Annotated in this window: 24 protein-coding genes; 8 read left to right on the top strand and 16 right to left on the bottom strand. The window is 59.4% G+C overall.

The window, feature by feature from the left end:
• Positions 1-3: 3 nt before the first annotated feature.
• The 3 genes from V8J84_RS10390 to V8J84_RS10380 are packed head-to-tail and all read right to left on the bottom strand — an operon-like array spanning position 4 to position 3,280.
• Complete coding sequence (locus tag V8J84_RS10390) at positions 4-1,230, bottom strand: MFS transporter (protein WP_339930794.1); 1,227 nt, start codon at positions 1,228-1,230, stop codon at positions 4-6.
• On the bottom strand, positions 1,230-1,985 hold the full coding sequence (locus tag V8J84_RS10385; RefSeq protein WP_339930792.1) for a DUF1365 domain-containing protein: 756 nt from the start codon (positions 1,983-1,985) through the stop codon (positions 1,230-1,232). The genes V8J84_RS10390 and V8J84_RS10385 overlap by 1 nt, the downstream gene beginning before the upstream one ends.
• The gene (locus V8J84_RS10380; protein ID WP_339930790.1) at positions 1,982-3,280 is read right to left on the bottom strand and encodes an NAD(P)/FAD-dependent oxidoreductase; all 1,299 of its coding nucleotides are present in this window, start codon (positions 3,278-3,280) and stop codon (positions 1,982-1,984) included. Before V8J84_RS10380 ends, V8J84_RS10385 begins: the two co-directional genes overlap by 4 nt.
• A gap of 255 nt (positions 3,281-3,535) precedes the next feature.
• Here V8J84_RS10380 and V8J84_RS10375 point away from each other — a divergent pair, with 255 nt between their 5' ends.
• A complete protein-coding gene (locus V8J84_RS10375) occupies positions 3,536-4,060 on the top strand; it encodes a sigma-70 family RNA polymerase sigma factor (protein ID WP_339932036.1) in 525 nt (174 codons plus the stop codon).
• 13 nt (positions 4,061-4,073) lie between these two features.
• Complete coding sequence (locus V8J84_RS10370; RefSeq protein WP_339930788.1) at positions 4,074-4,724, top strand: ChrR family anti-sigma-E factor; 651 nt, start codon at positions 4,074-4,076, stop codon at positions 4,722-4,724.
• Positions 4,725-4,787: 63 nt separating this feature from the next.
• Here the strand turns inward: V8J84_RS10370 and V8J84_RS10365 are convergent, their stop codons facing one another.
• From V8J84_RS10365 to V8J84_RS10340, 6 genes are all read right to left on the bottom strand, one after another.
• Positions 4,788-5,447: an HAD family hydrolase gene (locus V8J84_RS10365; RefSeq protein ID WP_339930786.1), complete on the bottom strand. Its 660-nt coding sequence runs from the start codon at positions 5,445-5,447 to the stop codon at positions 4,788-4,790.
• Positions 5,448-5,456: 9 nt separating this feature from the next.
• On the bottom strand, positions 5,457-5,846 hold the full coding sequence (locus tag V8J84_RS10360; protein ID WP_339930784.1) for a hypothetical protein: 390 nt from the start codon (positions 5,844-5,846) through the stop codon (positions 5,457-5,459).
• Between the two features lie 34 nt (positions 5,847-5,880).
• The gene (locus V8J84_RS10355) at positions 5,881-7,050 is read right to left on the bottom strand and encodes a DNA recombination protein RmuC (RefSeq protein WP_339930782.1); all 1,170 of its coding nucleotides are present in this window, start codon (positions 7,048-7,050) and stop codon (positions 5,881-5,883) included.
• On the bottom strand, positions 7,047-8,876 hold the full coding sequence (gene mutL / locus V8J84_RS10350; protein ID WP_339930780.1) for a DNA mismatch repair endonuclease MutL: 1,830 nt from the start codon (positions 8,874-8,876) through the stop codon (positions 7,047-7,049). Before mutL ends, V8J84_RS10355 begins: the two co-directional genes overlap by 4 nt.
• 78 nt (positions 8,877-8,954) lie before the next feature.
• A complete protein-coding gene (locus V8J84_RS10345) occupies positions 8,955-10,262 on the bottom strand; it encodes a M16 family metallopeptidase (protein ID WP_339930778.1) in 1,308 nt (435 codons plus the stop codon).
• The gene (locus V8J84_RS10340) at positions 10,262-11,602 is read right to left on the bottom strand and encodes a M16 family metallopeptidase (protein ID WP_339930776.1); all 1,341 of its coding nucleotides are present in this window, start codon (positions 11,600-11,602) and stop codon (positions 10,262-10,264) included. Before V8J84_RS10340 ends, V8J84_RS10345 begins: the two co-directional genes overlap by 1 nt.
• A gap of 181 nt (positions 11,603-11,783) precedes the next feature.
• Here V8J84_RS10340 and V8J84_RS10335 point away from each other — a divergent pair, with 181 nt between their 5' ends.
• Together V8J84_RS10335 and V8J84_RS10330 are read left to right on the top strand one after the other, a co-directional pair.
• Complete coding sequence (locus V8J84_RS10335; protein ID WP_339930774.1) at positions 11,784-12,302, top strand: DUF2239 family protein; 519 nt, start codon at positions 11,784-11,786, stop codon at positions 12,300-12,302.
• A 115-nt stretch (positions 12,303-12,417) separates the two neighbouring features.
• Positions 12,418-13,710 (top strand): O-acetylhomoserine aminocarboxypropyltransferase/cysteine synthase family protein, encoded by a 1,293-nt coding sequence (locus V8J84_RS10330; RefSeq protein WP_339930772.1) that lies wholly within the window; start codon positions 12,418-12,420, stop codon positions 13,708-13,710.
• A gap of 41 nt (positions 13,711-13,751) precedes the next feature.
• Here the strand turns inward: V8J84_RS10330 and V8J84_RS10325 are convergent, their stop codons facing one another.
• On the bottom strand, positions 13,752-14,465 hold the full coding sequence (locus tag V8J84_RS10325; protein ID WP_339930770.1) for an SIMPL domain-containing protein: 714 nt from the start codon (positions 14,463-14,465) through the stop codon (positions 13,752-13,754).
• A 169-nt stretch (positions 14,466-14,634) separates the two neighbouring features.
• Between V8J84_RS10325 and V8J84_RS10320 the strand changes: the two genes are divergently transcribed.
• Together V8J84_RS10320 and V8J84_RS10315 are read left to right on the top strand one after the other, a co-directional pair.
• Positions 14,635-17,397, top strand: a complete 2,763-nt coding sequence (locus V8J84_RS10320) for a hypothetical protein (protein WP_339930768.1) — start codon at positions 14,635-14,637, stop codon at positions 17,395-17,397.
• Positions 17,398-17,555: 158 nt separating this feature from the next.
• Entirely contained in the window at positions 17,556-19,442 is a 1,887-nt protein-coding gene (locus V8J84_RS10315) for a cation:proton antiporter domain-containing protein (protein WP_339930766.1), read from the top strand.
• A gap of 4 nt (positions 19,443-19,446) precedes the next feature.
• Here the strand turns inward: V8J84_RS10315 and cobT are convergent, their stop codons facing one another.
• Positions 19,447-20,457 (bottom strand): nicotinate-nucleotide--dimethylbenzimidazole phosphoribosyltransferase, encoded by a 1,011-nt coding sequence (gene cobT, locus V8J84_RS10310; protein ID WP_339930764.1) that lies wholly within the window; start codon positions 20,455-20,457, stop codon positions 19,447-19,449.
• A gap of 77 nt (positions 20,458-20,534) precedes the next feature.
• On the opposite strand from cobT, the gene V8J84_RS10305 reads away from it, so the two are divergent.
• On the top strand, positions 20,535-21,299 hold the full coding sequence (locus V8J84_RS10305) for an adenosylcobinamide-GDP ribazoletransferase (RefSeq protein WP_339930762.1): 765 nt from the start codon (positions 20,535-20,537) through the stop codon (positions 21,297-21,299).
• Here the strand turns inward: V8J84_RS10305 and V8J84_RS10300 are convergent.
• Together V8J84_RS10300 and V8J84_RS10295 are read right to left on the bottom strand one after the other, a co-directional pair.
• Positions 21,296-22,024 carry a VCBS repeat-containing protein gene (locus tag V8J84_RS10300; protein ID WP_339930760.1) on the bottom strand — a complete coding sequence of 243 codons (729 nt, stop codon included), beginning with the start codon at positions 22,022-22,024 and terminating at the stop codon, positions 21,296-21,298. The genes V8J84_RS10305 and V8J84_RS10300 overlap by 4 nt on opposite strands.
• Complete coding sequence (locus V8J84_RS10295) at positions 22,024-22,347, bottom strand: 2Fe-2S iron-sulfur cluster-binding protein (protein ID WP_339930758.1); 324 nt, start codon at positions 22,345-22,347, stop codon at positions 22,024-22,026. The genes V8J84_RS10300 and V8J84_RS10295 overlap by 1 nt, the downstream gene beginning before the upstream one ends.
• Positions 22,348-22,550: 203 nt before the next feature.
• Here V8J84_RS10295 and V8J84_RS10290 point away from each other — a divergent pair, with 203 nt between their 5' ends.
• Positions 22,551-23,075 (top strand): peptidoglycan-binding domain-containing protein, encoded by a 525-nt coding sequence (locus V8J84_RS10290; RefSeq protein WP_339930756.1) that lies wholly within the window; start codon positions 22,551-22,553, stop codon positions 23,073-23,075.
• Between the two features lie 59 nt (positions 23,076-23,134).
• On the opposite strand, the gene V8J84_RS10285 is transcribed toward V8J84_RS10290, so the two are convergent.
• The 3 genes from V8J84_RS10285 to hflK form a co-directional block, all read right to left on the bottom strand.
• Positions 23,135-24,574 carry a Do family serine endopeptidase gene (locus V8J84_RS10285; protein ID WP_445285973.1) on the bottom strand — a complete coding sequence of 480 codons (1,440 nt, stop codon included), beginning with the start codon at positions 24,572-24,574 and terminating at the stop codon, positions 23,135-23,137.
• Between the two features lie 267 nt (positions 24,575-24,841).
• Positions 24,842-25,720, bottom strand: coding sequence for a protease modulator HflC (gene hflC, locus V8J84_RS10280; protein ID WP_339930754.1), 879 nt, complete (start codon positions 25,718-25,720; stop codon positions 24,842-24,844).
• Positions 25,720-26,886: an FtsH protease activity modulator HflK gene (gene hflK / locus V8J84_RS10275; RefSeq protein ID WP_339930752.1), complete on the bottom strand. Its 1,167-nt coding sequence runs from the start codon at positions 26,884-26,886 to the stop codon at positions 25,720-25,722. The genes hflC and hflK overlap by 1 nt, the downstream gene beginning before the upstream one ends.
• Positions 26,887-26,948: the final 62 nt, after the last annotated feature.

Here is a 26,948-nt window from a genome sequence, read left to right as displayed (position 1 = left end):
GGGTCAGTCCTCCAATTTCGTGGCCGCCAGCAAGGCGATTGCCACAAGTTTCAACAGTGATGGCACCAGCGCGTAAAGCACCGTCAACATCTGTGTCGCCTCTTCGGGTTGTGTCACCTCACCGCTCTGAAATCCTGCGCCCTCTAGCAACGGCAGCAGCACAACAGCGGCAAATGCCAGCGTGAATTTGCTGACCAGTGACCAAAGCCCGAAACCTTGCCCCCCGTTTGGGGCGACGACGCTCATCCTCTTGGCAAACATGGCGGGCAAAAGCGTAAGGTCCGCGCCTATGGTTGCTCCTGATAATACGCACACGATGGCAAATAGGATCACATCGCCCTCGCCTAAAGTGAGCGTGTAGGCAAATGAGACCACCGCCAGCACCATCGCCACCAGCAAAACCCGCTTTTCACCGTAGCGCCGAGCGAGAGCGGACCACATCGGCGAGGATATTGCAGCGGCGAGGAAGAACAGCACCAGAAGCGCTCCTTCCCAGCCGACGCTACCCAGCACGCTTTCCACGTAAAACAGGAAGAGCGTGGAGGACACGGCCAGCGGTGTGGCGTTGACGAGCGCGAGGAAAAGCAAGCGCCGCGCAACAGGGTCACCCCAGATTTTCTTGATCGGGGTGGGTTCGGCCTGAACGCGCGACGACCATTCCGGCCAGATATACAAGATCGCGATGACCGTCACGGCAGCAAAGCCGTAGGCGAAAGTGGCAAAGGCATCAAAGGCATAGCCCATCAGCAAGGTCGGTGCGACGGCCGCCACGCAGATGCCTAGCAGCGATCCCGTTTCGCGCCACGCGGCCAGTTTGACGTGGCCCTGCGGGTCGTCGCCCGCTTTGGCGATGCCTTGGGCGTAGAAGTTTATGGTCAGAAAGCTGAACGCCGAGAACAGCCCGGCGAGTGTCAGACCGAACCACCAAAGCGGCGCAATCGGCGGCTCCACCGCGAAAAGCCCGATCATGGAGATCGCCAGCAACGCTCCGCCAAGAGCCACCGCGAGCGGGCGGCCTTTGCCGAGCCGTTCCGAAATCCAGCCCAACACGGGGTCTTGCACCACGTCGAACAAGCGCAAGCCAAACAACATCGCGCCCAAGGCGGCCAGCGTGACGCCGTATTCATCCACGTACATCTTGGGTGCATAGATATAGATCGGCAGTCCCGCCGCGCTGATCACAGCGGCAAACAGGGAATACGCGGGCAGCCGCGTCATTTTGGCAGACATTAGCTTACCTCGTTTTGCGGCGGCTCTGGCCGTGACCGGAACGTCGCCTTTTTCCACCACAGCTTGATCGCTTGCCAATGGATCAGCGTCAGCACGCGGCGCGATCCAAAGGGGCGGCGGATGGCAGACCATAGAATACTGCCGTTCGTCATCGGCTTGCGCGCGCCTTTGAGCGTGGCAATGAGCCCGCCGTTACCGCGTGAATAGTCGATGATGATGTGGATGCTATCCGACTGGATGTCATAGCGGAAGGTGTAGCCACCCTCAATTGGCTGAAACGGGGAGACGTGGAAAATCTTTTGCGCTTCCAGCGTATCCGCCTTGGTAATTTCGCGCATGTCGTCGTGGTGACACAGGTAGGAATGACGGTCGCCAAACGTGTTGCTGACCTCTGCTATCACCACCCGCAGAACCCCTGCATCGTCGTGGCACAGCCAGAACGACACTGGATTGAACACGTGCCCCAACAGGCGCGGCTGCGCTAATAGGTCAATCCGCCCCGTCATATCCAGATCATGCGCGGCCAATACTTCGCGGACCCACTTGGCCCCAGATCCGGCCTTGCGGGTGCCGCCGTGGTCACTGTCGTGTAGCGACATGACCCCTGCCCCGTTGCGCTTGAACAGCGAAGGGCCAGCGACATCGGCTTCGGCATCCAACAGGACGTAATCAATCGAATAGCGGAAGGCGTTTTTCACCGCCCCCCGCCTGCCGTGGTAGGTCTCGCCCTGGATATGATCGACGGTTGCTGTCACTCGGCGGCGACGTCCAGCCGCTCCAACGCGTTGAGCGCATGCACGACGTCATAGGCAGACGACAACCCGTCCTCGTGAAAGCCGTTCTTCATCCACGCACCACAGAACCACGTGCGGTTGCTGCCGTTCATCATTGCCGCGCGCTTTTGTGCATCGAGTGCCGCCAGATCGTAGACCGGATGGCGCAGGCTGACCTCGTCCCAGACAAGCGCGGGATCAATGTCACGGGTGGTATTCAGCGTGACCATATAGTCGTCGCCCTTCAGCCACGGCTGAAGCGAGTTCATCCAGTATGTCAGATCAATCTGGTCGGTGTTGCGGCCACGATCCTCGGTATATACCCAAGACGACCACGTCTGACGACGCTTTGGCATAACGGTCGTGTCAGAGTGCAGCACGACGCTGTTGGGTTGGTATTTCACAGCACCCAGGGTTTCCTGCTCGGCGGGTGTGGCATCTGCAAGCATCGCCAGCGTGTCGTCGGAATGGGTGGCAAAGATTACTTCGTCAAAGCTCTCGAACTCGGCACCCTGCGCCTTGACCTCGACGCCAGCAGGTGTGCGGCGCACCGCATCAATCGGCGCACCCAGACGCAGATCAACGCCGCGCTTGAACATATCCTGACCAAGCCGATCCACGTAGGATTTGCTGCCGCCTTCGACCGTGTACCACTGGTGCTGGCCAGTCGCGCCCAAGAGCGCGTGGTTGTCAAAGAATTTCAGCAGCGCATAGGCTGGGAAATCCATGATCTTTTCTTTGGGCGTCGACCAGATCGCGCCTGAGAATGGCAGCAGGTAATGATCGCGGAAATGATCAGACAGCTTCAGCTTTTCCAGTAGTCCGCCAATCGTCAGATCGGGGTCTTCACTGGCGGCAAGCCCGTGTTTGTTGAACTTGAAGATGTCGCGCACCATGCGCAGGAACTTCGGGTTCACGATGTTTGACCGCGTGGCGAAAAGCGCATCAAGGCTCTCCAACCCGTATTCCATCCGGCCCCCGTCAAAGGACGCGCCAAAGCTCATGTTACTTTTCACAACGGGCACATCAAGATGGTCGAACAACTTGGTCAGGTTGGGATAATTGGCATAATTGAACACGATAAAACCTGTATCAACAGGCGTATCGCGGTTCGGTCCGGCCATGCGGGTGCGGGCGTGACCGCCCAAGCGGCCCTCGGCCTCGAATAGCACAACGCGGTGATCTTTGGCTAAAAGATGCGCCGCCCCCATGCCTGAAATTCCTGCGCCGATGACGGCAATTTTACGTGGCGCGGCAGTCGCGGTCTCAAATGGCATGTAGTGTCAGCTCCGTTAGCCTGATCGTCTTATATGTATCTACGTCACGAAACCATGGCTGGATGAGTTTCAACATTTTTTTGCCGATGGTGTGATCCGGCAGCGCCTTGCCTGCGTAATACTGTCATGTTGACGACCAAACACCCTTCCGCCAAACCAGAGGCGGCGATTGTTCAGCGGGCGCAAATGCGTGCCGCTACAGCGTTGCCAAAAGTGGAAGGGCCAAAGGTGGTCGACGAAAAAACGGCAAAACGCATGGCGTGGATCACACAGATCCGTGCGGTTCGCGATCACAAGGATAAGGGAGCTTTTGCCGAAATCTTTGCGTATTTCGGACCACGCGTGAAGGCGTTTTTGATGAAGTCGGGGGCCACACCGGACCTCGCGGAAGAATGCACCCAAGAGGTCATGGTGACCCTTTGGAACAAGGCGCACCTGTTTGATCCGGCCAAGGCGAGCGTATCCACGTGGATATTCACCATCGCCCGCAACCGTAAAATCGACATCCTGCGCAAACAGCGGCGGCCCGAACCAGAGGACCTGCCGTGGGGACCGGAGAGCGAGCCTGATCAGGCCGACGCGCTGGCGCTCCAACAAGAGACGATGAAGCTTGGGGAGGCATTAGCCAGCCTACCTGAAAAACAAAGGGACCTGATCCAGAAAGCCTATTTTGGCGACCTGTCACAAAGCGAAATCGCCGCGCAGACCGGCCTGCCACTTGGCACGATCAAATCCAGAATCAGATTGGCGCTCGATCGGTTGCGCCACTCCATGGGATAGAAATGATACGACGATGAAGACGATTAAACATCACCTGACTGACGATCTGCTGATGCGCTATTCTGCGGGCACTCTGCCCGAAGCGTTCAGCCTCGTCGTGGCCACGCATATTTCACTATGTGACGAATGTCGCGCCCAGTTGGGCAGTTTTGATGCTGTGGGCGGTGAACTGGTTGATGACGTTGCACCCGTGGCGATGTCGGACGAAAGCCTTGCCGCCACACTGCGCATGATTATTGAGCAAAAGTCCGATGAAGCCGAAGTAGAAGCTCCGCGTGAAAGCGGTGTTTTCCCGACGCCTTTGCAGAACTACGTGTCTGGCGACCTTAAGGATGTGAAGTGGCGCAAGATCGGTGGCGGTGTCAGCCAGATGGTGTTGCAAACCGGTGATGACGCATCGGTGCGTCTGTTGCGCATTCCGGCCGGCACTGCGGTGCCTGACCATGGTCACAACGGAACGGAGCTAACGCTTGTGCTGAAAGGCGCGTTTGTGGACGAACATGACCGCTTTGCCGCGGGCGACGTGGAAGTGGCTAACGAAGACCTGAACCACACGCCTGTTGCTGAAGCTGGTGAGGATTGCATCTGTCTGGCAGCAAGCGATGCGCCGCTGGTGTTCAAAGGATTGATCCCGCGTCTGGCACAAAAGTTCGCCCGCATTTAAGCGGTTCCGCGAACCACAGAATTGAACGAGCAGGGGCGGTCATCCGCCCCTTTTTCGTATCCGTCAGACAGGCAACCCCAAATGCCGCGCCCCGGTGATCAGGTCTGGTGCGACGTGATGGCCCAGCGCCAGCACGTCAGCATGCGGTGCCATGATGTCAGGCACCTGAACCACCCGCGCACCCGATGCGACAGCCGCACGCGTGCCGGTGTCGCTGTCCTCAAACGCCGCACAGCTATCAGGTGATGCTCCCAGATGCGCTGCCATCGCCAGATATCCCTCGGGGGATGGCTTTCCGTCACGCACCTGATCGCCGCCGATGATGTGATCAACCAGATGCCGCAGCCCTGCACGCTCCAGATGGGAGTGTGCTTTGGCGCTTAGGGTTGATGTCACAACACCTGCCGGAATGTCCGCGTCTTTCAAAGCGGTCAGCAGCTTGATCGCGCCCTTTTTGACAGGAATATCGCCTGCCATGCGCCCTGTGATCTCGGCGTGCCACAGCGCATCGAACCTGTCGCGGGCAATGTAGGGGCCAATTTCACGTTCAAGGATTGCGCCGCTGTCGGCGTCACGTTTGCCAACCATCATCCGAAAGATATCCGGCAGCCGATGCATTATCGGCAGATCGGCGGCCCGCCCCACAGCCTCGAATGCATCCATGTAAATCCGTTCGGAATCGAGCAAGAGCCCGTCCATGTCGAACATCGCTGCTTTGATCATGGTAACCGCTTAGTTCCACGCCATGGGAATATAATGCGACCCGCGTTTGACAAAGCCATCCCCACCGGGTGAGAAGTAGAAGGTGCGCCCGTGATAAGCGCCCGTGAGGATATAGAAGTCAGCATTGCGCGACAAATGCCCCGCTCGCGTGCCACAAACGCGCGTTCCGGCGCGGCACGGCGTTAGCGTGTAGGTATGCAGTTCGCCATGTTCTTCGGTGAGAACCGACACCGGACCACTGTCAAACGGCGCATCCTGAAAGGTATCGGCATAAAAGCGGTTCACGTCCTGCGTGGCGTCCCAGACAAACTGCTCGGCCACGACAGCCGCGCGATCACCCGTGCCCTGACAGGCCGCCAAAAGCGCGATCATTGCCGTTGCTGCTACCGTTTTCATCATCAGACCGTTCCTTTGGTTCATCGCCACCTTGCCCCTACCCTTTGGGCGGCGCAAGGGGCACGACGTTTTCATCCTGTGCGGCGTCCTCGGCAAAATCAAAATGATAAAGCCGCCCTGCCCGTTTGCCTGCTTTTTCAGCGCTGATCAGGATCTCGTCCACGTCCTTGCGCGCCTGCCCGAAATGCCGGTCCAGATTGGCGACGCGGGTCATCAGGCGCTCTACATCACCGTGCATTTTCGACAATTCGGTCCTGATGGCCCCCGCCTGTTCGCGCATGCGTGCATCTTTCAGGATCGCGCGCATGGTGTTGAGCGTGGCCATGCAGGTGGTCGGGGAAACGATCCAAACCCGCGCCTCAAACCCTTCGCGCACAAGTGCCGGGAAATTGGCGTGCAGTTCGGCATAAACCGCTTCGGACGGCAGGAACATCAGCGCACCGTCAGCTGTCTCGCCATCCAAAATATATTTTTCCGAGATATCGCGGATGTGTTTCTTGACCGCGACCCGCATGGCTTTGGCCGCCTCGTTCGCGTCCCAGTCTGTTTTCGCGGACCGCAGTGCCTCGTAGGCCTCAAGCGGGAATTTACTGTCGATCACAATCGGTCCGGGCGGGTTCGGCAGATGGATCAGGCAGTCGGCCCGTTTTCCGTTGGAAAGCGTGGCTTGCAGCGTGAAACTATCGGCTGGCAACGCCTTGCCCACGATGTCGGTCAGTTGAATTTCGCCAAATGCGCCGCGTGTCTGCTTGTTCGACAGGATGTCTTGTAAAGACAGCACGTCGCCCGACAGTTTGGTGATGTTGTCCTGCGCCTTATCAATCGTCTGGAGCCGCTGCTGCAATTCGCCAAGCGATTGCGCGGTGCGCTGGGATGATGCGCTTAGGTTCACGTTCATCGCTTCGGTGACTTGTGCCAGGCGCTGCTCGACCAGCTGGATGGTTTTGGCCTGCTGCTGCGCCTGCGCTTCTGTCACCGCGTTCAGCCCGCCGAATAACTGCTGCTGCCCGTTCGAGATCATCTCGACGCGACTGCCCAAGCCGCCCATCTGGCTGGCCAGAATTTCAGCCATTTCAAAAGACCGGCCTGTACGGCGCACGGCTGTCACCAAGAGGATCAAAATAAGCGCGATGACGGCAATCGCGCACAACGCCGCGATTACAAGCGGATCGCTGAAACTATAGCTTTCGCCGCCGATCTGGATCATGTGCGGCCGAACAACCGTTCGATATCGCTCAGCTTCAGTTCTACGTAAGTGGGCCGACCGTGATTGCACTGGCCGGACATGGGTGTCGCTTCCATTTCGCGCAACAGCGCGTTCATCTCCGCGCCCTGCATCCGGCGGCCTGTGCGAATTGATCCATGACAGGCCACGCGGGACAGGATCGCCTCGATCTTGGACTGCACGCGCGCGCTGTCACCCTGATCCGCAAGCTCGTCCAGAATGTCGCGCAGCATCGCCGTGGCGTTCACTTCGCCAAGGATCGCGGGCGTTTCACGCACGGCAATCGCACCGCCGCCGAATGGCTCAATCGTCAGACCGAACCGCGCCAGTTCGTCGGCAACGTCCATAAGCTGTGCTGCTTCGTTGTCGGACATCTCGACGATTTCGGGGATCAAAAGCGCCTGCGCCGCAACGCCGTTTTCAGCCATCTGACGTTTCAGCTTTTCGTAGACGAGCCGCTCATGAGCGGCGTGACCATCGACAATCACAATGCCGTTCTGCGTCTGCGCGATAATATAGTTTTCATGCACCTGCGCGCGCGCCGCCCCCAAAGGCAAATCATCCGGCGCATCATTTAGCACGGGTTCGACGCGGGCTGATGGTGCCTCGGCAAAGCCCTGCTGCGGTGGATGGTAAGGGGCCTGCGCCTGAAAGGTCATGGACCGCGCGGTAAAGCTGGGGCGATCCATCTGATACACCCGCGCACCAGCCGGTTGCGGCTGCATCGCGCCCAGTGTTGCCGTGGCGACGGTTGTGGAGGCGCGATGCCCTGCCTCGGCCAACGCATGGCGCAATCCGGAGACAATCAAGCCGCGCACGGTGCCCGGATCACGGAACCTAACTTCGGATTTTGCGGGGTGCACGTTCACATCCACAAGTGTCGGATCGCAATCAATAAATAGCGCCGCAACCGGATGCCTGTCACGGCTCAACACGTCAATGTAAGCCGCCCGCAACGCGCCCAGCAGCATCTTGTCGCGCACAGGCCTGCCGTTGACGAACAGGAACTGCGCGACAGCCGCGCCCCGCGAATATGTGGGAAGCGCTGCATAACCGGTCATGTGAAAGCCGTCACGCTCCGCATCAAGGCGCAGTGCGTTTTCAGAAAATTCCCGCCCTATCACACCGCCCAAGCGACCATGCAACGCGCCGAACATATCACCGGTTTGCGCGTCGGCCCGAAAGGTGGTGCGGCTGTCGCCGTTTGACGCATCGCGCAGGATGAAGGTCACAAATGGCTCTGCCATCGCAAGGCGCTTGATTACGTCACCGACGGCCTGCGCCTCGGCCCTGTCAGTGCGCAGGAATTTCAGCCGCGCGGGGGTCGCGTAGAACATATCGCGCAATTCGACGACTGTGCCGTTTGATAACGCTGCTGGCTTGACCGCCGCCGCCTGACCGCCTGCAACGCTGATGGTTGCCGCCTCGTGACCGCTGGCGCGGGATGTGATGGTCAGCCGCCCGACAGCACCAAGTGAGGGCAGCGCCTCGCCACGGAACCCGAAGGAGTGGATATTCAGCAGGTCAGAGCCGTCGATTTTTGAGGTCGCATGGCGGGACAAAGCAAGCGGCAGATCATGCGGCGCGATCCCGCAGCCGTCATCGGTTACGCGGATCAGCGTCTTGCCACCATCCGCGATCACCACCTCAATGCGGGTGGCACCGGCGTCGATCGCGTTTTCAACCAGTTCTTTGACAGCAGAGGCAGGCCGCTCCAACACCTCGCCGGCGGCGATACGGTTGATTGCGGCATCATCAAGCTGCCGGATGACAGGTTGAGGCTTTATCTGGGGGTCTGCTATGGCCATGCCACAATCTGTAGCATGGCCCGCCCTGATTTGGGTAGAGGGGTTCTGGCGGACTTAAGCCAAAAACCTGTGGACAATTTACTGGTCCGACAGCCCCTCTGGCTGGCCGACAACGACAAAATGAAGATTGTCCGGTTGCAGCAGTTCAGCGGCGACGCGGTTGACATCATCCAGCGTGACGGCATCGACATAATCGTTGCGGTTCACCACGTAGTCGGTGGGCAGACCGATCATCTGCATCCCAACCATGATGTTTGCGATGGCGTCGTTTCCGTCAAACCGCAGCGGGTATTCGCCCGTCAGATAGGTCTTGGCGGTTTCCAGTTCCTCTGCCGTGACACCCTCATTGGCCATGCGGGCCCATTCGTTGCGGGTGACCTCAATCGCTTCGGCGATTGTCGCGTTCGAGGATGCCACCTGCCCCAGCATCAGTTCGGCGTGCTCTTTGGGGACAAGGAACGTGCTGATCCCGTAGGTCAGCCCGCGTTCTTCGCGCACTTCCTGCATCAGGCGGCTTTCAAACCCGCCAGCGCCAAGGATTTGGTTCAGAATATAGGCGGCAAAGAAATCCTCATCATCCCGCTTGATCCCTTCGTGCCCAAAAAGTGCTACCGATTGCGGCGTTTCAAAGTCGATGACAGTGATCCCGCCATCCAATCCGAATGCCACATCATCTGGCAGCGGTGGACCCTCGGCAGGCAGACCGCCCAGCAGATCATCCAGCAGCGGGCCAAGCGCATCGGCTGTGATATCACCCACCGCTGACACAAAGATGCGGTCCCGTGTCAGCGCGTTCTGATGCGCCGTGACCAGATCGTCGCGGGTCAAGGCGTTGACGCTTTCCACAGTGCCATCAGCCGAAGATCCGTAGGGGTGATCGCCAAACGCAGCCGCATCAAAAGCGGCGCCCGCAATGCTGTTGGGGGATTTGGCATCGCTTGCGATACCAGTCAGAACCTGTGCGCGGACCCGCTCTATCGCATCATCATCAAACCGCGGGTCGGTCAGCGCGGTCTGCAACAGGGCCAGCGCCTCGTCCTTGTTCTCGCTCAGGAATTGCGCCGAGATGGCAATGGTGTCGTCAAAGGCGCGAAATGAGAATGACGCGGCAAGGCTTTCCAGTTCGGTCTGGAATTCCTGCGCGGTCATATCGCCAGCGCCCTCTTCGATCAGCGCCATCATCAGGTTCGTGGCACCGCGTTTGCCGGGCTCGTCCAGCGACGTGCCACCTTCGATACGGATCTCAAGCGCCACAAAAGGGATAGACGGCTCCTCGACGACCCATGCGTTGATGCCGCCGGGCGATGTGATTGTCTTGATGTCGACCGCCGCGCTGGCGACTGTCGTCATCAGGGCGAAGGCAGTTGTCAGTACGATACGCAGCATCAGCGTGCCTCCTCTTGAGTTGATACGACCCAACCGGTGACGGCCTGATCACGGTCCAGCACCTTTTCGGCGACGGCCTTAACGTCTTCGGCGGTAACGTTCTGCAAAATTTCGGGCCAAGCCTGCACATCCTCAATGGTCAAGCCTTGAGTCAGCGCCGCACCATAGCGGCGGGCCAGACCCTGAACGTCATCTTTGGCGTAAACTTCGGATGCGCGCAGTTGGGTGCGGATGCTTTCCATACGGGCGGGATCAATGTCAGCGGCCAGAAAATCGGCAATCGCCGCATCCATCGCAGACTCGGCCTCACTTAGGGAAACGCCGTCTGATGGCGCGACGGAAATGCCAAAGGTGCTATCGTCCAGCGAACTGCCGCTGTAGCCCGCGCCTGTGTAGACAGCCGTTTGTGTGTCGAATTGGAGTGCTGTGCCCAGCGCGGATGTGAAAGGCGACCCGCCGATCAGCTCGGCCAGATAGACCAAGGCTGCGGCTTCTTCCTGCGCGCCAGCATCACGTTCGGGCGCAAGGTAGGATCGTGTCAGATATGGCTGGCTGACACGCGGATCGACATAGGTGATCCGGCGTTCCGCACGTTGTGGCGGCTCTTCGGGGCGCAGGCGTTCCGGCAGATCAGGCTCGGCGGGGATCACGCCATAGTATTCTTCGGCCAAGGCCAGCACATCATCAGGCTCCACATCACCAGCAACCACGAGGATCGCGTTGTTGGGTGAATAGTAGAGGTCATAAAAATCCATCGCGTCCTGCAAGGACAGCTCTTCCATCTCGTGCTTCCAGCCGATGATCGGCACACCATAGCGGTGGTTCTGGTACTGGGATGCGCGGAATTGTTCGCGGGCCAGCGCGTTGGGGTTGTTCTCGGTGCGCTGGTTGCGCTCTTCCAGAATGACCTGCCGCTCGGTCTCGATATCTTCGGGCGTCAGCATGATATCGGTCATGCGGTCGCTTTCCATCTTCATCATCAACTCAAGCCGGTCGGCGGCGATGCGCTGGAAATAGGCAGTGTAATCGTAGCTGGTGAACGCGTTATCAGACCCACCATTCGCCGCGACGGTGGCGGAAAATTCGCCTGACTCCAGCTCATCCGTTGCCTTGAACAACAGGTGTTCCAGAAAATGTGCCACACCGGACGCGCCGACAGGTTCGTCGGCTGACCCGATCCTGTACCAGACCATATGCACGACAACCGGCGCGCGGTGGTCTTCGATGACGACCACTTCCATGCCGTTATCAAGCGTGTAGGTCGTCACCTCTTCGGCGGTGGCGGCCAAGGGCGAAAGTAGCGTCAAAGCCGCGGCAAAGGCTGTCGTCAAAATGCGCATGCAGAGCAATCCCGATCATGATTTTGCGTTGTGTCATAGCTAGGCCATCGCGCCATATGTGCAAGCCACGTTGACAGGGTCGTGAGCGACCCGATGGTGGCGTTTACGGTCGATTAATTTTACCCGTATTTTATTGACTATTTTTGCACGGGTGTTATTAGCCCGTTGCAGGAGAGAAAACATGACACACTACACAGCCTTTGAGGGCACGCAGATTACAGCAGCCGGCGATATGGCCGCCATGATCGCAGCACAGCGTGCAGCCATTGTGCGCGGGATCAATCTTTTGATCTTTGACGATGCGACCGGTCAGGTGCGTGACGTTGATTTGCGCGATGCGCCACCACCGACACGCGGGCGGCCAAAGATGGGCGTGAAGGCACGCGAAGTTACGCTTTTGCCGCGGCACTGGACATGGCTATCGGAGCAACGCGGAGGGGCATCTGCTGCCCTGCGCCGTCTGGTCGAGGACGAGATGCGCCGCACGGCCCATCAGAAGGACCCGAAAGCCGCCCGCAACGCCGCTTATGCCTTTCTCAGCGCAATCGCAGGTGATTTGCCGCACTATGAAGATGCCTTGCGACATCTTTTTGCCGACAAACCCGACGACTTTGCCGCCATTGCCACCAAATGGCCGAACGACATTTATCGTTACGCCATGCGGCTGGCAGGATGGTCCGACAGGGTGATGGCGGAATAATATTCTGGCTTGCCCGCGATTTGGGGGCAATTTCGTCCGTTTCGCCCCGCAATCATTGCGTATGGCACGGGTTTGATCCAAAACATCGGCCAAACAGACATCAGGGAGAGACCCAATGACCGACGGCCCATCCTACGGCTTTGACACGTTGCAAATTCACGCAGGCGCACGCCCCGATCCGGCCACGGGCTCGCGTCAGGTGCCGATTTACCAAACAACCGCCTACGTTTTCCGCGACGCAGAGCACGCCGCAGCACTCTTTAATCTGCAAGAGGTCGGCTACATCTATTCGCGCCTGACCAACCCGACGGTCGCCGCCCTGCAAGAGCGGATCGCCACATTGGAAGGTGGTGTCGGTGGTGTTTGCTGTTCGTCCGGTCACGCCGCACAGATCATGGCGCTGTTCCCGCTGATGGCACCGGGCCTGAACATCGTCGCGTCCTCGCGCCTTTATGGCGGAACGGTCACGCAGTTCAGCCAGACGATCAAGCGCTTTGGCTGGTCTGCCAAGTTTGTGGATTTCGACGATCATGAGGCCGTGAAAGCTGCCATTGACGACGATACACGCGCGGTCTTTTGCGAGGCGATTGCAAACCCCGGCGGTCATATCACCGATCTGGATGCGATTTCTGCTATCTCGGACGAAGCGGGCATTCCGCTGATTGTGGATAACACGTCGGCTACGCCATACCTGTGCCGCCCGATCGAACATGGCGCGACACTGGTCGTGCACTCCACCACCAAATACCTGACCGGCAACGGCACTGTCACTGGCGGTTGTGTTGTGGATTCGGGCAAGTTCGACTGGACAGCGAACGACAAGTTCCCGTCGCTGTCACAGCCGGAACCCGCGTATCACGGTCTGAAGTTTGCAGAGACGTTTGGCCCGCTTGCCTTCACGTTCCACGGTATTGCCATTGGTCTGCGCGATCTGGGCATGACGATGAACCCGCAAGCCGCGCACTATACGCTGATGGGAATTGAAACCCTGTCCCTGCGGATGGATCGGCATGTTGAAAACGCAGTGAAGGTTGCCACATGGCTTGAGAATGATCCGCGTGTTGACTACGTGACTTACGCTGGTCTGCCATCATCGCCTTACAACAAACTAGTGCCGAAAATCTGCCCCAAGGGTGCGGGCGCGCTGTTCACCGTTGCCGTCAAAGGTGGCTATGATGCCTGTGTCAAGCTGGTGGATAACCTTGAGATCTTCAGCCACGTTGCCAACCTTGGCGACGCGCGGTCACTGATCATCCACTCCGCGTCGACGACGCATCGCCAGTTGACTGCTGAACAGCAGGAAGCGGCAGGCGCCGGTCCGGGCATCGTGCGTCTTTCCATCGGGATCGAGGATGCGGACGATATCATCGCCGATCTGGATCAGGCGCTTACAAAGGCCGTGTCCTAAACTGAACGAGCGGCCTGCACGGGAAAACCGCGCGGGCCGTATCAGTCCTTGGCGACTAAAGTATAAACGATGGTAACAGACTGCAGGACCGAGATTTCACCAGCAGCGATAGGCACATCACCGCCCCGCGCCATGGACATTTCGGCCAACATCGGTTGATTGCTGCGCCCTGCCCCCTCTTGCATGACAACCACTTCGCCCAGCGCCAGCCCCGCCGCTGTTGCAAGTGTCTCGGCGGCCAAACGTGCGTCCGCGACCGCAGCAATGCGCGCCGCGCGCACGTAGGGCGCACGATCAGAGACATCAAATTGCAGGCCGTTCAGCGTGTTGGCGCCGTCTCGCACAACCGCATCCAGTATACCGCCAAGTCCATCAAGATCGCGCATACGAACGGTCACCGTGCTTGTCGCCTCGAACCCGTCCGGACTGCTGCCGCTTGACAAAATTCCGCTGTCGTATTGCCGCGACAGCCGCATCAGGCCCGTTTGCATATCAGCCGGATCAACGCCTTCCGCGCTTAGTCTGGCAAACACACCTGTCAGCCCGTCGGTCATGCCAGCAAGGGCCAGCGCCGCGCTTTCGTCACGGTTGCTCACCCCGATGGTAATCAGCGCAATATCGGGCACGACCTGCGCGCTGCCCTGCCCCGTCACGGTGATCTGGGCCGGATCATCCTGCGCCCAAGCAGCAATCGGCAACGAGGCAAGCGCGATCACGCCCGCAATCATGAGCCCGCGAAATGGTGAATTGATCATCGATCTTGTCCTGTTCATTTTGTTAACCATGTTCGGGTATGACGTATCGTAGTCCGGTATCCTTTGGCGTGAAACGCAGGAACCTTGGAATTGGCGGCTTTTTGCGCTAGACCCATAATCTGGGTAGAAACCCGTTTAGCGACCGCAAACAACCTGTTAGAGCCTTTGCATGACACCAAATTTCGCGCTTTCGCTGTCGTTTGACGGGATCAGGCTGATGCACCGGGTTTCCGGTGGCTGGCATCTTGTCGATGAGGTCGCATTGGATGACCCCGATTTGACAGCGGCACTTGCACGTCTGCGCCGCACTGCCGTTGAACTGGAACCGTCCGGCATTCGCACCAAACTGCTTTTGCCCAACGACCAGATCAAATATCTGGCCATCGATAGCACCCAGACAACAATCGACGATGTACGCGACGCGCTGCAAGGGGCCACGCCCTATCCGGTCGATGATCTGGTGATCGACTTTGACCGGTCCGGCGGACGCACCCATATTGCCGCCGTCGCGCGCGAGACATTGTCCGAGGCCGAATCTTTTGCCGAGCAACACCGGTTTGCGCCGGTCTGCTTTGCGGCTGTGGCCGAACCCTATACATTCAGCACCGAAGTTTTCTTTGGCATGACCAAAGCCGCCCCCGCCCATTTGGGTGAGGGTGCCGTCATCACGCGTGATCCTGATCCGGTCACCGTGATCGGGCGGGCCACGATGCCGAACCCGCCCATGCCAACCGATGCGATGCCGCTGACCACGCGCGTGGAACCGGAAGACGCCCCGGATGATACCGATGTGGGTGAGGGTGAGGCGCAAGACGCGCCAGATAGTGAACCCGTCCTGACATTCTCGCGGGCGGGTCGCGATGAATATCCGACCGACGATAACGCAGAGGCAAGCGAGCCCCTCGCGGCACCAGAGGCACCAGAACGAGCAAACGCGCCGAAATCGCCAAGCTTGCCTGAAATTGATGAGCCGGTGTTCAGCTCGCGTGCCCGCGCACAAGTTGAAGACACTCCTGCTCCGCCAGCGCCTCCGACTGCAGCTGAGATGCCGCCCGAACCGGTATTCTCGCGCCGCAGGGATCAGGACAGTGGCACCGCAGATGGTCTGAAAATTGCCGAGGATGATGCGCCGCAGCCGCGTGCACCCATGCCTGCACCACCGGTCACAATGACCCCTGCGGTCCCCATCGCGCCGTCAGCCGCCCCACCTGCGCCCGCTTCGGCACCCGCAGCATCGCTTGCGGATCCTGCCCCGCGTGAGAGCGGATTGAGCAAGGGTTTGGCCATTGCCGCATCGGCGCGCAATCTGATCCCCAAGCGCAAGGAAAAACCCGCGGCACCGCCACCTCCGACGGGTGTTGGCCCGCTTGGCGGCACGGTGGCAGCTGGCGTGGGGGGAAAGCCGCGCTTTCTTGGATTGATGCTGACTGCCGGATTGCTGATTTTCCTTATGCTGGTTGCACTCTGGGCCAGCACGCTGGATGAAGACGGCATCGCTGGGCTGTTCGGCTTTGGTGACAACGCGCCAAGCGAACTTGCATCTGCGCCCGAGGTGACAGCGCCAATCATCGTGGCACCCGAAGAACCTGCCCCCACCCAACAAGTGACCGTGGCACCTGACGTGACCGAGACACCCGTCGACGAAACGCCGCCCACCCCGATTGTCACAACGGTACCCGGACGTGTGCTGAGCCCCGGCGAGGCCGACCGGATTTATGCCGCGACTGGCGTCTGGCAACGGGCGCCGCGTTTGCCTGCACTGCCAGAAAGCAACACCCTTGAAGGGTTGCGCAGCTTTGCCAACGTGCCCGTCGTCGCGCCAGCCACCCGCCCGCGCGACCTTGCTGCCGCAGCGGCAAGCCTCGATACGCCGTTTCTGGCGCCGCCAAACCCCGCCGCCGCTGGCACGATCATCCCGCGCGATGATGATGGATTTATTCTTGCGTCTGCTGACGGCACGGTCATGCCAAACGGCGTGCTGGTCTATGCCAAAGCGCCCGCAGTGACCCCACCGGCACGTCCCCGGCCCGCCGCGCCAGAGCCTGAGCCTGAGCCCGATACAGATGCCAACGCAGACACCGATCCCGCAACCGAAACAGATGTCGCGGTTGCGCCTGAAAATCCACTCGCCTCAAGCATTGCGGATGCAATTGCAGAAGCGACGCAGCCCGACACGGATGGCCTGACCGATACGCCTGACGATGCGGCGCAAACCGAAGAAGATGTCGAACCGGCCGAGATTTTGACCGCTGGCGGCGTGTCGCTTGCCAGCCTCCGCCCTGCCGTGCGACCCGACGGGCTGGCTCCGCCGCAGCCTTTCGCGGATGAGACGCTTGCTGGATTGCGCCCTTCGCTGCGCCCAGAGGGTTTGGCCCCGCCGCCGGAGGAAGAGCCTGAGGAAGAAGAGGTTGTTGCCGAAGAAGAAGCGCCAGAAGCAACGCCAACTGATATCGCATCTGTTATCGCAAATATCGCAGCCGCCGCACCGCCCAGTGCACTGGTCAACCCGACACGTAACGCCATCGTCGCATCGCCGCGGCCCGATACACGGCCAAACAATTTCTCGCGGGTCGTCGCTTCGGCACAGCAAAACGCCGCTCGCCAACAGCAGCAGCAACAACAACCAGCGACGCAAGCATCTGCACCAGCGGTCGCCTCATCAGCCGCCGCGCGGCCTTCGGGGGCCATTCCGCGTAGCGTGGCCGCCGCCGCCACCATCGACAGCGCGATCAATCTGCGCAGTGTGAACCTGATCGGCGTCTATGGTCGCCCCAACGACAGGCGTGCGCTTATCCGGCTGTCAAATGGCAGCTACGTCAAGGTGGAGGTGGGCAGCGCGCTTGAAGGCGGTCGCGTGACAGCCATCGGCGATTCCGCCCTGAACTATGTGGTGCGCGGCCAGACTTACGCGCTGCAGCTGCCCTCGGGCTAAGTTAGGATCTAAGCCGCACATTTGCGACCACGGCAGATCAATAATCTGACTGACTGCGTGCCACCGCAGCCCGTTTTCTGCCCCTTTAAATCGACCATTTTCGGTCTTTTCTGATCTGACCGATTGCGCATCTTCGCCCGAACGGGAATATCGATCCTATGGAAACGTTTTTGGTGCAAGCCACGATCTATCTGGGTGCCGCTGTCATCGCGGTGCCTTTGGCCGCACGTTTGGGCTTTGGATCAGTACTGGGTTATCTGCTCGCGGGAATTGTGATCGGGCCACTGACCGGACTTGTGGGCAGCGAAACGCAGGACCTACAGCATTTTGCGGAATTTGGCGTTGTAATGATGCTGTTCCTTATCGGGCTTGAACTGGATCCACGCACGTTGTGGAGCATGCGCGACAGGCTGATCGGTCTTGGTGGACTGCAAGTCACGCTGACGATGCTGATTATTATGGCTGGCGCGATGGCGCTTGGCTTTGTCTGGTCCGAGGCCTTGGCCATTGGCATGATCTTCGCTTTGTCATCTACCGCGATTGTTCTGCAAACGCTGGCCGAAAAGGGACTGATGCAAACCAGCGGCGGGCGATCCACATTTTCCGTGCTTCTGGCCCAGGACATTGCCGTTATCCCGATGCTGGCTTTGCTGCCCCTTGCAGGGGTCGGGGCCGTGGCAAGCATGGCACCGGATGGATCGCTTCACATCAATGATGATAGCCACCACGGGCTGAGCCTTGTGGAAGGTCTGCCCGGTTGGGGGGTGACGCTTGTTACCATCGGCGCAATTGCGGCGATCATACTTGTCGGCGTGTTTCTGACCCGCCCCGTGTTCCGCTATATCCACCACGCCCGCCTGCGCGAGATGTATACAGCGTTGGCGCTTTTAATGGTCGTATCCATCGCGGTGCTGATGGGGATGGTCGGGCTGTCACCAGCTTTGGGCACGTTTCTGGCCGGTGTCGTATTGGCCAACTCTGAATTCAGACACGAACTGGAAAGCGACCTTGAGCCATTCAAGGGGCTGCTATTGGGTCTGTTCTTTATCACCGTTGGTGCCGGCATCAATTTTGTCCTGTTGTTCGACGAAACACTCATGATCCTGTCGGTCACATTGGCGGTAATGCTGGTCAAAGGTGCCGTTCTTTACGCGCTTGCCATGATCTTCAAAATTCGCGGCAAGGATCGCTGGCTGTTTACACTTGGCCTCGCCCAAGCGGGTGAGTTCGGCTTTGTGTTAATTTCGTTCTCGCTCGCGCAGGGCATTTTGTCGCCCGCATTGTCGAGCACGCTTCTGCTGGCCACCGCCCTGTCGATGCTGATCACGCCCCTGTTGTTCATCGCTTACGGTGTCATCACCCGCCGAATGTCCGTGAGTGAGGACGTGGCACATGATGAGATCGACGAACGCGGCACGGTTGTCATTGCGGGGATCGGGCGCTTTGGCCAGATTGTGAACCGGCTTGTGCAATCGGCAGGCTTTTCAACTGTCGTGGTTGATAATGATCTGGCCTCGGTCCAGGCAATGCGCAAATTCGGTTTTCGCGGCTTTTTTGGTGATCCGACACGCCCCGACCTGCTCAAGGCCGCAGGGATCGAAGAAGCCAAGGTGCTGGTGGTCGCGATTGATGACAAAAAGCAGGCCAACAAGCTGGTGGCCTATGCCCGCAAGATCAGGCCCGATTTACACATCATTGCGCGCGCCCGTGACCGCGTGCATGTTTACGAGCTCTACGCCGCGGGTGCCAACGACATCGTCCGCGAAATGTTCGACAGTTCCCTGCGCGCAGGTCGTTATGCCTTGGAAAATCTCGGGCTGACGGAATACGAGGCCGCAGAGGCCGAAACGATGTATTACCACCACGACCGCAACACGATGCGCGAACTGGCAGAGCTTTGGAAACCGGGCGTGTCAGTGGCCGAGAACAAAGCCTATGTCGCCCGATCACGCGAATTGAATGCGGAATTGGAAACGGCCTTTGCCGCGTCACAAGAAACCAAAGAGGCCCGAACGGCGGCCCGCAAGAACCGCCATCTGGGCTAGTGTTTTAGCTGTCCGACACGCCTGCTTCGGCAAATGTCGCCATGCCGGAATGGCACGCGATGGCAGCTTTCAGCACGCCAATGGCCAAGGCAGCACCCGATCCTTCCCCAAGGCGCAGGCCAAGCGACAGGATCGGTTCTTTGCTCAATGCGTCCAGCAGATCACGGTGCGCGCCCTCGGCACTTAGGTGTCCCGCAACGCAGTGGTCCAGCGCCCCTTCGGCAGTCTTGAACAGCACCGATGCCGCCGCTGAACAGATAAAGCCGTCCAGAATGACAGGAATGCCGTGTGCGCGGGCCGCAGCAATTGCGCCCGCCATCGCAGCAAGCTCCCTCCCGCCCAAACAGCGCAATGCCTCAAGCGGGTCGGTGGTGTCGTGCAGCGCAAGCCCCTTGGCGACCACCTCGGTTTTGCGGACAAGTCCGGCATCATCAACGCCGGTTCCGCGACCCGTCCATTTGGCCGCATCGCCCCCAAGGACAGCCGCCGCCACGGCAGCGGCCGAGGTCGTGTTGCCAATACCCATCTCACCAGTGACCAACAGATCGGCATCGGCATCTACGGCGTTCCAGCCAGTGACCAGTGCTGCAACAACCTCGTCTTCCGTCATGGCCGCGTCTTGGGTGAAATCTTTTGTCGGATTGTCCAGATCAAGCGCGTGCACGTCCATCTTGGCGCCAAAGGTCTTGGACAACTGGTTAATCGCCGCACCACCATGCTCAAAATTGGCGACCATCTGAACGGTCACTTCGGGTGGAAACGCCGAAACGCCCTGCGCGCACACACCGTGGTTGCCTGCAAAAACAACAACCTGAGGTGATGTCAGCTCTGGCCGACCAGTGCCGCGCCAGCCTGCATACCAAATCGCAAGGTCCTCAAGACGGCCCAGTGCGCCGGGTGGCTTGGTCAACTGACTGTTGCGATCCTGCGCTGCTGCCGTTGCACCCGCATCGGCGGCGGGGGCCTGTGAAAGAACATCGCGGAACTCCGCGAGAGTGGAAAAAGACGCCGTCATCAGACCCTCGTTGCAAGTTTGTTTTGACCTGTCTAACGATTAGGCCAGCGCGCGAAAGACTGCAAAAGGGCATTCCCGTGAGAAAAAGCGACACCACCCTGATTGATCCCGCCGACGTTGTGGCGGCCTTGGGCTTGCTGTCGCGTCTGCCGCTGCGCGTGGACATGGAAAAGGCACAGGCACGCGGCGCACGGGCGGCATGGGCCTATCCTGTGGCGGGCGCGTGCCTTGGTGCGCTGACCGCTCTCATCATCAGCATCGCCCTTTGGATCGGCATCTCTCCGGTCGTCGCTGCGGGGCTTGCGCTGATAACGATCACGATGATGACCGGCGCGATGCACGAGGACGGTCTGGCCGACAGCTTTGACGGGCTGTGGGGCGGCTGGGATCGTGAAAAACGACTGGCGATCATGAAGGACAGCCAGATCGGAACCTACGGCGTGCTGGCGCTTGTTCTGAGCATCGGATTGCGCTGGATGGCCTTGGCGACCATCGTCGCCGCTGAGTTTCACTGGCCTGCCCTGATCGCGATTGGCGCAGTTAGCCGCGCAGCAATGGTGCCTGTCATGGCCGCCCTGCCCCACGCACGGCCAGATGGCTTAAGTCGCCACGTCGGTCGTCCACCGGCACAGGTCGCATGGATTGCCCTGTCGCTGGCCTTTATGATCTGCCTGTTGGCACTTGGCGTTATCACAATCTGGATTGTGCTAGTCGGTTTTGTCGTCACATCCATCTGGGCCGCGACCGCACGTCAGAAGATCGGCGGCCAAACCGGCGACATTCTTGGCGCAACCCAGCAGATGAATGAATTGGCTCTGCTGATCCTGATGACGAGCCTTTAGGAACAGTCCAGCTGCTCGGTCATAGATTGGGGACCAGTGTAGGGCCCGACATCACGGGTGACGATGGCCCCGTTGACCAAGCGCGAGGCTTGCACACGGGTCCAGTCGGCGCTGGCCGTGATGATTTCGGGCGTATTGCACAGTCGCACGCCGCCTTCGATGTTGGGATCGCGATATTTGTGGTTGGTAAAGCCGGTGGCTGCCGCCTCTTCCACAAGGCTCCAGCCGTCTGCTGCAGCGCGCACCTCGACAATCCGCAGCACTTTGGCCAGATGCGGCCTATCGACATAGGCGATTTCAATCCGGCCGTCACCGTCAAGATCGGCTGCACCTGCGATCGCCAGCCAGCGATGCCGCGTGCCGATAGGGGCCGTTTCGGCAACAACAGCCATTGTCGTGCCTTCGGGGTGGTCCGCGCTGGGTATTTCATCCCAGATACGAATGGCAGCGCCAGCATCAAAGTAGGACACGACCGTCACCACTTCTGGAGAGCCATCAAGATCCAGATCGACAAGCCGCGGCGCGGTGTCCTCGTAAACAGTCCTAAAGGTCCCCGCAGACAGTTCACGGCCATCCGACAATCGGAACGTCAGCGCCGCATATTCACCGCCATCAACGGCCCCGTGACCGTACACATCCGTCGGACTTTCATAGCGGGCGCCAAGCACCTCGGCGGTTGCGGGTCCGGCCAGACCCACCGCGAGCAGCAGGCCCGCCAGCCGCATCAGATTTGCTTTTCGGGCATCTGCACACGCAGGCCATCAAGCGCATCTGTCACCTTGATCTGGCAGGTTAGGCGCGACTTTTCCGCGTCAGGCTCATAAGCGAAATCGAGCATGTCTTCTTCCATCGGGTCTTTTGCAGGCAGCTTTTCAACCCATGCATCGTCCACATAGACGTGGCATGTCGAACAGGCACAGGCACCGCCGCAATCGGCCTCAATCCCCGGAATACCGTTGTCGCGCGCCCCTTCCATGACCGTCAGGCCATTGGCGACATCAACGACATGCTCTTTGCCGCCGTGTTCAACGTAAGTGATCTTTGCCATTTGCTCTGGTGTCCTTTTGCAAACTGTCGGTTGCACCGTATTTAGGGCCAATACTGGCCTCCTGCCAGTCCAAAGCGGCGGGTTTGTGGGAAGAAGGCGACAAACACCCGCCGGTCACGCCCGATCAGGCGACCACTGCTAGGCGCGGCGCATGGTTTGCGGTATCTGATATCCAGCAGTCACGAGCCGAAAAGGCCAGCATCATGACCCGATACTTCACTCTTGCCAGTGTGGCCCTTGTGCTGACCGCCTGCAGCATGCCGGACGACGAGATTGGCCCCGCGTCTGTGGCCAGCACCGTAGACCGACTGAACCTTGGCGAGATTGAAACTACGGTCGACGGGCAATGCTTTGCGCGAATGGACCAGCCGACTGAAACCAGCATCATCGAAGAACTGGAATTGGTGATCCCCGAAACCACGGATGCGGAGGGCAACGTCACGGCACCGCCCGTCTATCGCACGATCACTCGTCCGCAGACGCTTGCCATCGGCGAAGGGGAACGGTTCGAGACGCTGTGCCCGCCCGCCTATACGCCGGAAAGAGTCGCGACGTTGCAGCGGGCTTTACGGGTGCGTGGGGCCTATGCTGGACCAATCAATGGCACCCTCGACACGGCCACGGGTGCTGCGATCCGGCAATTCCAGCGGCCTGACGGGATCAAAAGCAACCTGATCGAAATCGATATCGCGCGCAGGCTGGGCGTGGTGGCCACACCAATCGACTGATACCCAAAGCAAAAGGGGCCGCCCGCAGGCAGCCCCTTTCATTACATTTGCCTTAGGACTTATTCGTCCAGAACAAGCGCCACAAACCGTGGATCGCCACCACGACGCACCAGCAGCAACAGCGACTTGCGGCCAGCCTCGCGGGCTTCTTCGATCCGCTCCTCAAGGTCGGCAACAGTCACAACAGCCTGCTGACCTGCTTCGGTGATCAGATCACCCACGACCAGACCCTTCGACGCGGAATCCGAGTCCGGGTCGATGGCTGTGATGACCAGACCGCTTTCGGCGGACAGGCTGTACTGCTCTGTCAGTTCCGGCGTGATCTCTGACAGCGTCAGACCAAGCACATCAGCCTGCTCAGGCTCTTCCGGCTCACCGGCTGCGGGGAAGGCTGTCGCCTCGGATGTTTCACGACGACCAAGCGTGACGATCAGGTCTTCTGTCTCGCCATTGCGCAGCACGATCACAGGCACGTCCTTGCCCACGGGCGAATTGCCAACGATGCGAACCAGTTCACGTGTGTTTTCGATCTCGATCTCGTCAAACGTAACGATCACGTCGCCTGCTTCCATTCCGGCATCCTCTGCGGGGCCAGCTGGCACGTCTGTGACCAGTGCGCCGCGCGCGGATTCCAGACCGTCAATCGCGTCGATCATGTCTGGTGTGACGTCCTGAATACGCACGCCAAGCCAGCCACGACGGGTTTCCCCGAATTCCTGCAACTGGTCGACCACGTTCACAACAACGCCGGAGGACATGGCAAAGCCGATCCCGATCGAGCCACCGTTTGGCGACAGGATCGCTGTGTTCACACCAATGACGTCGCCGTCCATGTTAAAGAGCGGACCACCAGAGTTGCCACGGTTAATCGCGGCGTCTGTCTGGATGTAATCGTCGTAGGTGCCTGACAGAGCACGGTTGCGGGCGGATACGATACCGGCGGACACAGAGAAGCCCTGCCCCAGCGGGTTACCCATTGCCATCACCCAATCGCCGACGCGCGCGCCCACGGCATCGCTATCGCCGAATTCGACGAATTGCAGCGGTGTGCCATACTCGACCTTCAGCAAGGCGATGTCAGTGTTGGGGTCAGTGCCGACCAGTTCAGCTGGCAGTAGCTCTGGTGGCTGACCATCACCGGGGAAAAATTCGATCTCGATCTCGTCTGCGCCCTCGATGACGTGGTTGTTCGTGACGATGTAACCGTCCTCGGAAATCACAAAGCCGGAGCCCAGCGCAGACGACCGGCGCGGTTCACCGCGGGGGCCATTTTCCAGATCGTTGAAGAAGTCCTCGAACGGGGATCCTTCGGGCACGATACCCTGCGGGCCGGTGCGGCCTGCGACGGTGGTGGATGTGGTGATATTGACCACTGCAGGGCTTACCTGCTCAGCCAGATCAGCGAATGTTGCGGGGCGCGTTTGCGCCTCTGTCATGGTTGGTGCGGCGATGGCCAGTGCGCCAATCAACGCAAGCCCGCCCATCAAAGCGCCAATCATCTGGCGCGGTGTCGACCTTTCGGCCTGAAGTGCGACTACTCTTGAGGTCACGGATCTCTCCTACATAAAATACGTGGGCAGCACCTGCGTGCCGCCATGACATGTTTGTCTATGTAGGACACAAAAGACACAACACAAATACTGATCGCGCTTCCGCACGTGCGTGTGAGTTGACGCAGGTGTTTTCGTGAACGGGTTGTAACAATTGCCCGCAACAAAAAAGGCCCCGCAAACGCAGGGCCTTTTGAATGGTTTAGACGCTTTGGCTTAGTTGCCAGCGGCACCCTGATCGCTTTTCAGATAATTGAAAAACTCGCTGTCGGGCGACATCACCATGCTTGTCGAACCAGGGTTCAGCGCCCGGGCATAGGCTGTCATGGAGCGGTAGAATTCAAAGAATTCAGGGTCCGCGCCAAAGGCGTCAGCAAAGATGGCGTTGCGTTCGGCGTCAGCTTCACCGCGTGTGATCTCGGCCTGACGGGTTGCGTCGGATACCAGTTCAACCACGGTTCTGTCTGCCGTCGCGCGCACACGCTGTGCAGCCTCGTTACCACGGGCGATTTCGTCTGCGGCTTCGCGCTCACGCTCTGCCTTCATCCGCTCGTAGGTCGCATTGAGGTTTTCGGGTGGCAGGTCAGTCCGCTTCAATCGCACGTCAATCACCTGCAAGCCCAGCGCGTTCGCTTCGGCAATCGCACCGTTGCGGATGCGCAGCATCAGTGCAGCACGGTCAATCGACAGGATATCGTTGGACGACACCGAACCCAGTACCTCGCGGGTTTCAGCCCGCAAGATGCTATCCAGACGGCGTGCAGCGGCCTCTTCGCCACCATCGCCAACAGCCTGACGGAACCGTTCCACATCTGCGATCCGGTAGCGGGCAAAAGCATCAACAACCAGACGACGGTCATCGGATGGTGTGACCTCAAGCGGATCAAGATCACGGCTCAGGATGCGGTCATCATAACGCACAACGTTCTGAATGACGGGCAGTTTGAAACCCAGACCGGGTTCTTCCTGCACGCGCACAATCTGACCAAACTGAAGCACAAGCACCTTCTGACGCTCGTCCACGATAAACACCGACGACGCGATACCGATCAGGATCACCGCGATGGCGGGAAGAAGAAAAGCTGATTTCCGCATTAGTTCGACCCTCCGGTTGTCGTATTACGACGCAGTTCGTTCAATGGCAGATACGGCACAACGCCCTGCCCGCCGCCATCGGCCTCGTCCAGCAGAATGATGTCGATGCCACCAAGGACCTCTTCCATCGTTTCAAGATAAAGACGCTTGCGCGTCACTTCCGGCGCTTTTTCATACTCGGCCAAAACCGCGCTGAAGCGGGATGCCTCACCCTGCGCTTCGTTCACAACCTGCGAACGATACGCTTCGGATTGTTCCAGCAACTGTGCTGCTTCACCACGCGCACCAGCGACAACCTGATTGGCATAGGCGTCGGCCACGTTTTGCAGGCGGTCACGTTCCTGCTCGGCGTCCTGCACCGCGCGGAATGCTGCAATCACAGGCTCTGGCGGGTCGGCCTTGTCAAAGTTCACACGCACGATGTTTACACCGCTGTCATAGCTGTCGAGCGTGTTTTGCGTGATATCGCGCAGACGGTCGGCAATCGCACCACGGTCCCTGTTAAGGATCGGCGCAAGCTCGGACTGCGAGATAATCTCGCGCATCGCGGATTCGGCAGTCGCTTCGATTGTCTGTGGCGGGTTGGCCAGATTGAACAGGTATTTCTGCGGATCAGAAATGTTCCAGACCACCTGAAAGTCGATATCGACGATGTTTTCGTCACCGGTCAGCATCAGACCTGCATCCATACCCGAGCGGCTAGTGCCGATGTCGATGTTACGCTCCGATGTTACTTCAAGCACTTCGCGGGTCACGATGGGCCATGGCGCAAAATTCAGGCCCGGACCACCGGTTTCCGAGTAGCGCCCCAGCATCAATTCGACCGAACGTTCGGAGGGCTGCACGGTATAGAACGATGCCATGCCCCAAAGCACGGCTGCACCGATCAGGCCAAGCCCGACCATGCCGCGTGTGACAGCAAAACCGCCACCGCCGCCACCAGTGCCATTTGGACCACGACCGCCATTGCCGCCGCCGCCCATCAGGACGCGCAACTGCTCGCGGCCCTTGTTCATCAACTCGTCAATCTCGGGGATTTGCGGGCCATCATTTCCGGGACGGCCATTTGGTGGCCTGCGACCGTCGCGATCACGATCATTGTCGTCACCGCCGCCTTGTCCGTTATTGCCACCGCCGCCCCATGGGCCACCGTTATTTCCAGCCATTGTGCTTCCTATATTACCACCCGCGCGTGTGCGGGCCGCTTATCAATCTATGTGTGTTCTGG

Origin of the sequence: Yoonia sp. 208BN28-4, assembly GCF_037543925.1 — a bacterium.
Taxonomy (GTDB): Bacteria; Pseudomonadota; Alphaproteobacteria; order Rhodobacterales; family Rhodobacteraceae; genus Yoonia.
This window is presented reverse-complemented; position numbering and strand designations above follow the sequence as displayed.

Excerpts from the sequence above, each read along its gene's own strand:
- V8J84_RS10390 (WP_339930794.1), bottom strand. The coding sequence starts at position 1,230 with ATGTCTGCCAAAATGACGCGGCTGCCCGCGTATTCCCTGTTTGCCGCT.
- V8J84_RS10380 (WP_339930790.1), bottom strand. The coding sequence starts at position 3,280 with ATGCCATTTGAGACCGCGACTGCCGCGCCACGTAAAATTGCCGTCATC.
- V8J84_RS10375 (WP_339932036.1), top strand. The coding sequence starts at position 3,536 with ATGGCGTGGATCACACAGATCCGTGCGGTTCGCGATCACAAGGATAAG.
- V8J84_RS10370 (WP_339930788.1), top strand. The coding sequence starts at position 4,074 with ATGAAGACGATTAAACATCACCTGACTGACGATCTGCTGATGCGCTAT.
- V8J84_RS10365 (WP_339930786.1), bottom strand. The coding sequence starts at position 5,447 with ATGATCAAAGCAGCGATGTTCGACATGGACGGGCTCTTGCTCGATTCC.
- V8J84_RS10360 (WP_339930784.1), bottom strand. The coding sequence starts at position 5,846 with ATGATGAAAACGGTAGCAGCAACGGCAATGATCGCGCTTTTGGCGGCC.
- V8J84_RS10355 (WP_339930782.1), bottom strand. The coding sequence starts at position 7,050 with ATGATCCAGATCGGCGGCGAAAGCTATAGTTTCAGCGATCCGCTTGTA.
- mutL (WP_339930780.1), bottom strand. The coding sequence starts at position 8,876 with ATGGCCATAGCAGACCCCCAGATAAAGCCTCAACCTGTCATCCGGCAG.
- V8J84_RS10345 (WP_339930778.1), bottom strand. The coding sequence starts at position 10,262 with ATGCTGCGTATCGTACTGACAACTGCCTTCGCCCTGATGACGACAGTC.
- V8J84_RS10340 (WP_339930776.1), bottom strand. The coding sequence starts at position 11,602 with ATGCGCATTTTGACGACAGCCTTTGCCGCGGCTTTGACGCTACTTTCG.
- V8J84_RS10335 (WP_339930774.1), top strand. The coding sequence starts at position 11,784 with ATGACACACTACACAGCCTTTGAGGGCACGCAGATTACAGCAGCCGGC.
- V8J84_RS10330 (WP_339930772.1), top strand. The coding sequence starts at position 12,418 with ATGACCGACGGCCCATCCTACGGCTTTGACACGTTGCAAATTCACGCA.
- V8J84_RS10325 (WP_339930770.1), bottom strand. The coding sequence starts at position 14,465 with ATGATCAATTCACCATTTCGCGGGCTCATGATTGCGGGCGTGATCGCG.
- V8J84_RS10320 (WP_339930768.1), top strand. The coding sequence starts at position 14,635 with ATGACACCAAATTTCGCGCTTTCGCTGTCGTTTGACGGGATCAGGCTG.
- V8J84_RS10315 (WP_339930766.1), top strand. The coding sequence starts at position 17,556 with ATGGAAACGTTTTTGGTGCAAGCCACGATCTATCTGGGTGCCGCTGTC.
- cobT (WP_339930764.1), bottom strand. The coding sequence starts at position 20,457 with ATGACGGCGTCTTTTTCCACTCTCGCGGAGTTCCGCGATGTTCTTTCA.
- V8J84_RS10300 (WP_339930760.1), bottom strand. The coding sequence starts at position 22,024 with ATGCGGCTGGCGGGCCTGCTGCTCGCGGTGGGTCTGGCCGGACCCGCA.
- V8J84_RS10295 (WP_339930758.1), bottom strand. The coding sequence starts at position 22,347 with ATGGCAAAGATCACTTACGTTGAACACGGCGGCAAAGAGCATGTCGTT.
- V8J84_RS10290 (WP_339930756.1), top strand. The coding sequence starts at position 22,551 with ATGACCCGATACTTCACTCTTGCCAGTGTGGCCCTTGTGCTGACCGCC.
- V8J84_RS10285 (WP_445285973.1), bottom strand. The coding sequence starts at position 24,574 with ATGATTGGCGCTTTGATGGGCGGGCTTGCGTTGATTGGCGCACTGGCC.
- hflC (WP_339930754.1), bottom strand. The coding sequence starts at position 25,720 with ATGCGGAAATCAGCTTTTCTTCTTCCCGCCATCGCGGTGATCCTGATC.
- hflK (WP_339930752.1), bottom strand. The coding sequence starts at position 26,886 with ATGGCTGGAAATAACGGTGGCCCATGGGGCGGCGGTGGCAATAACGGA.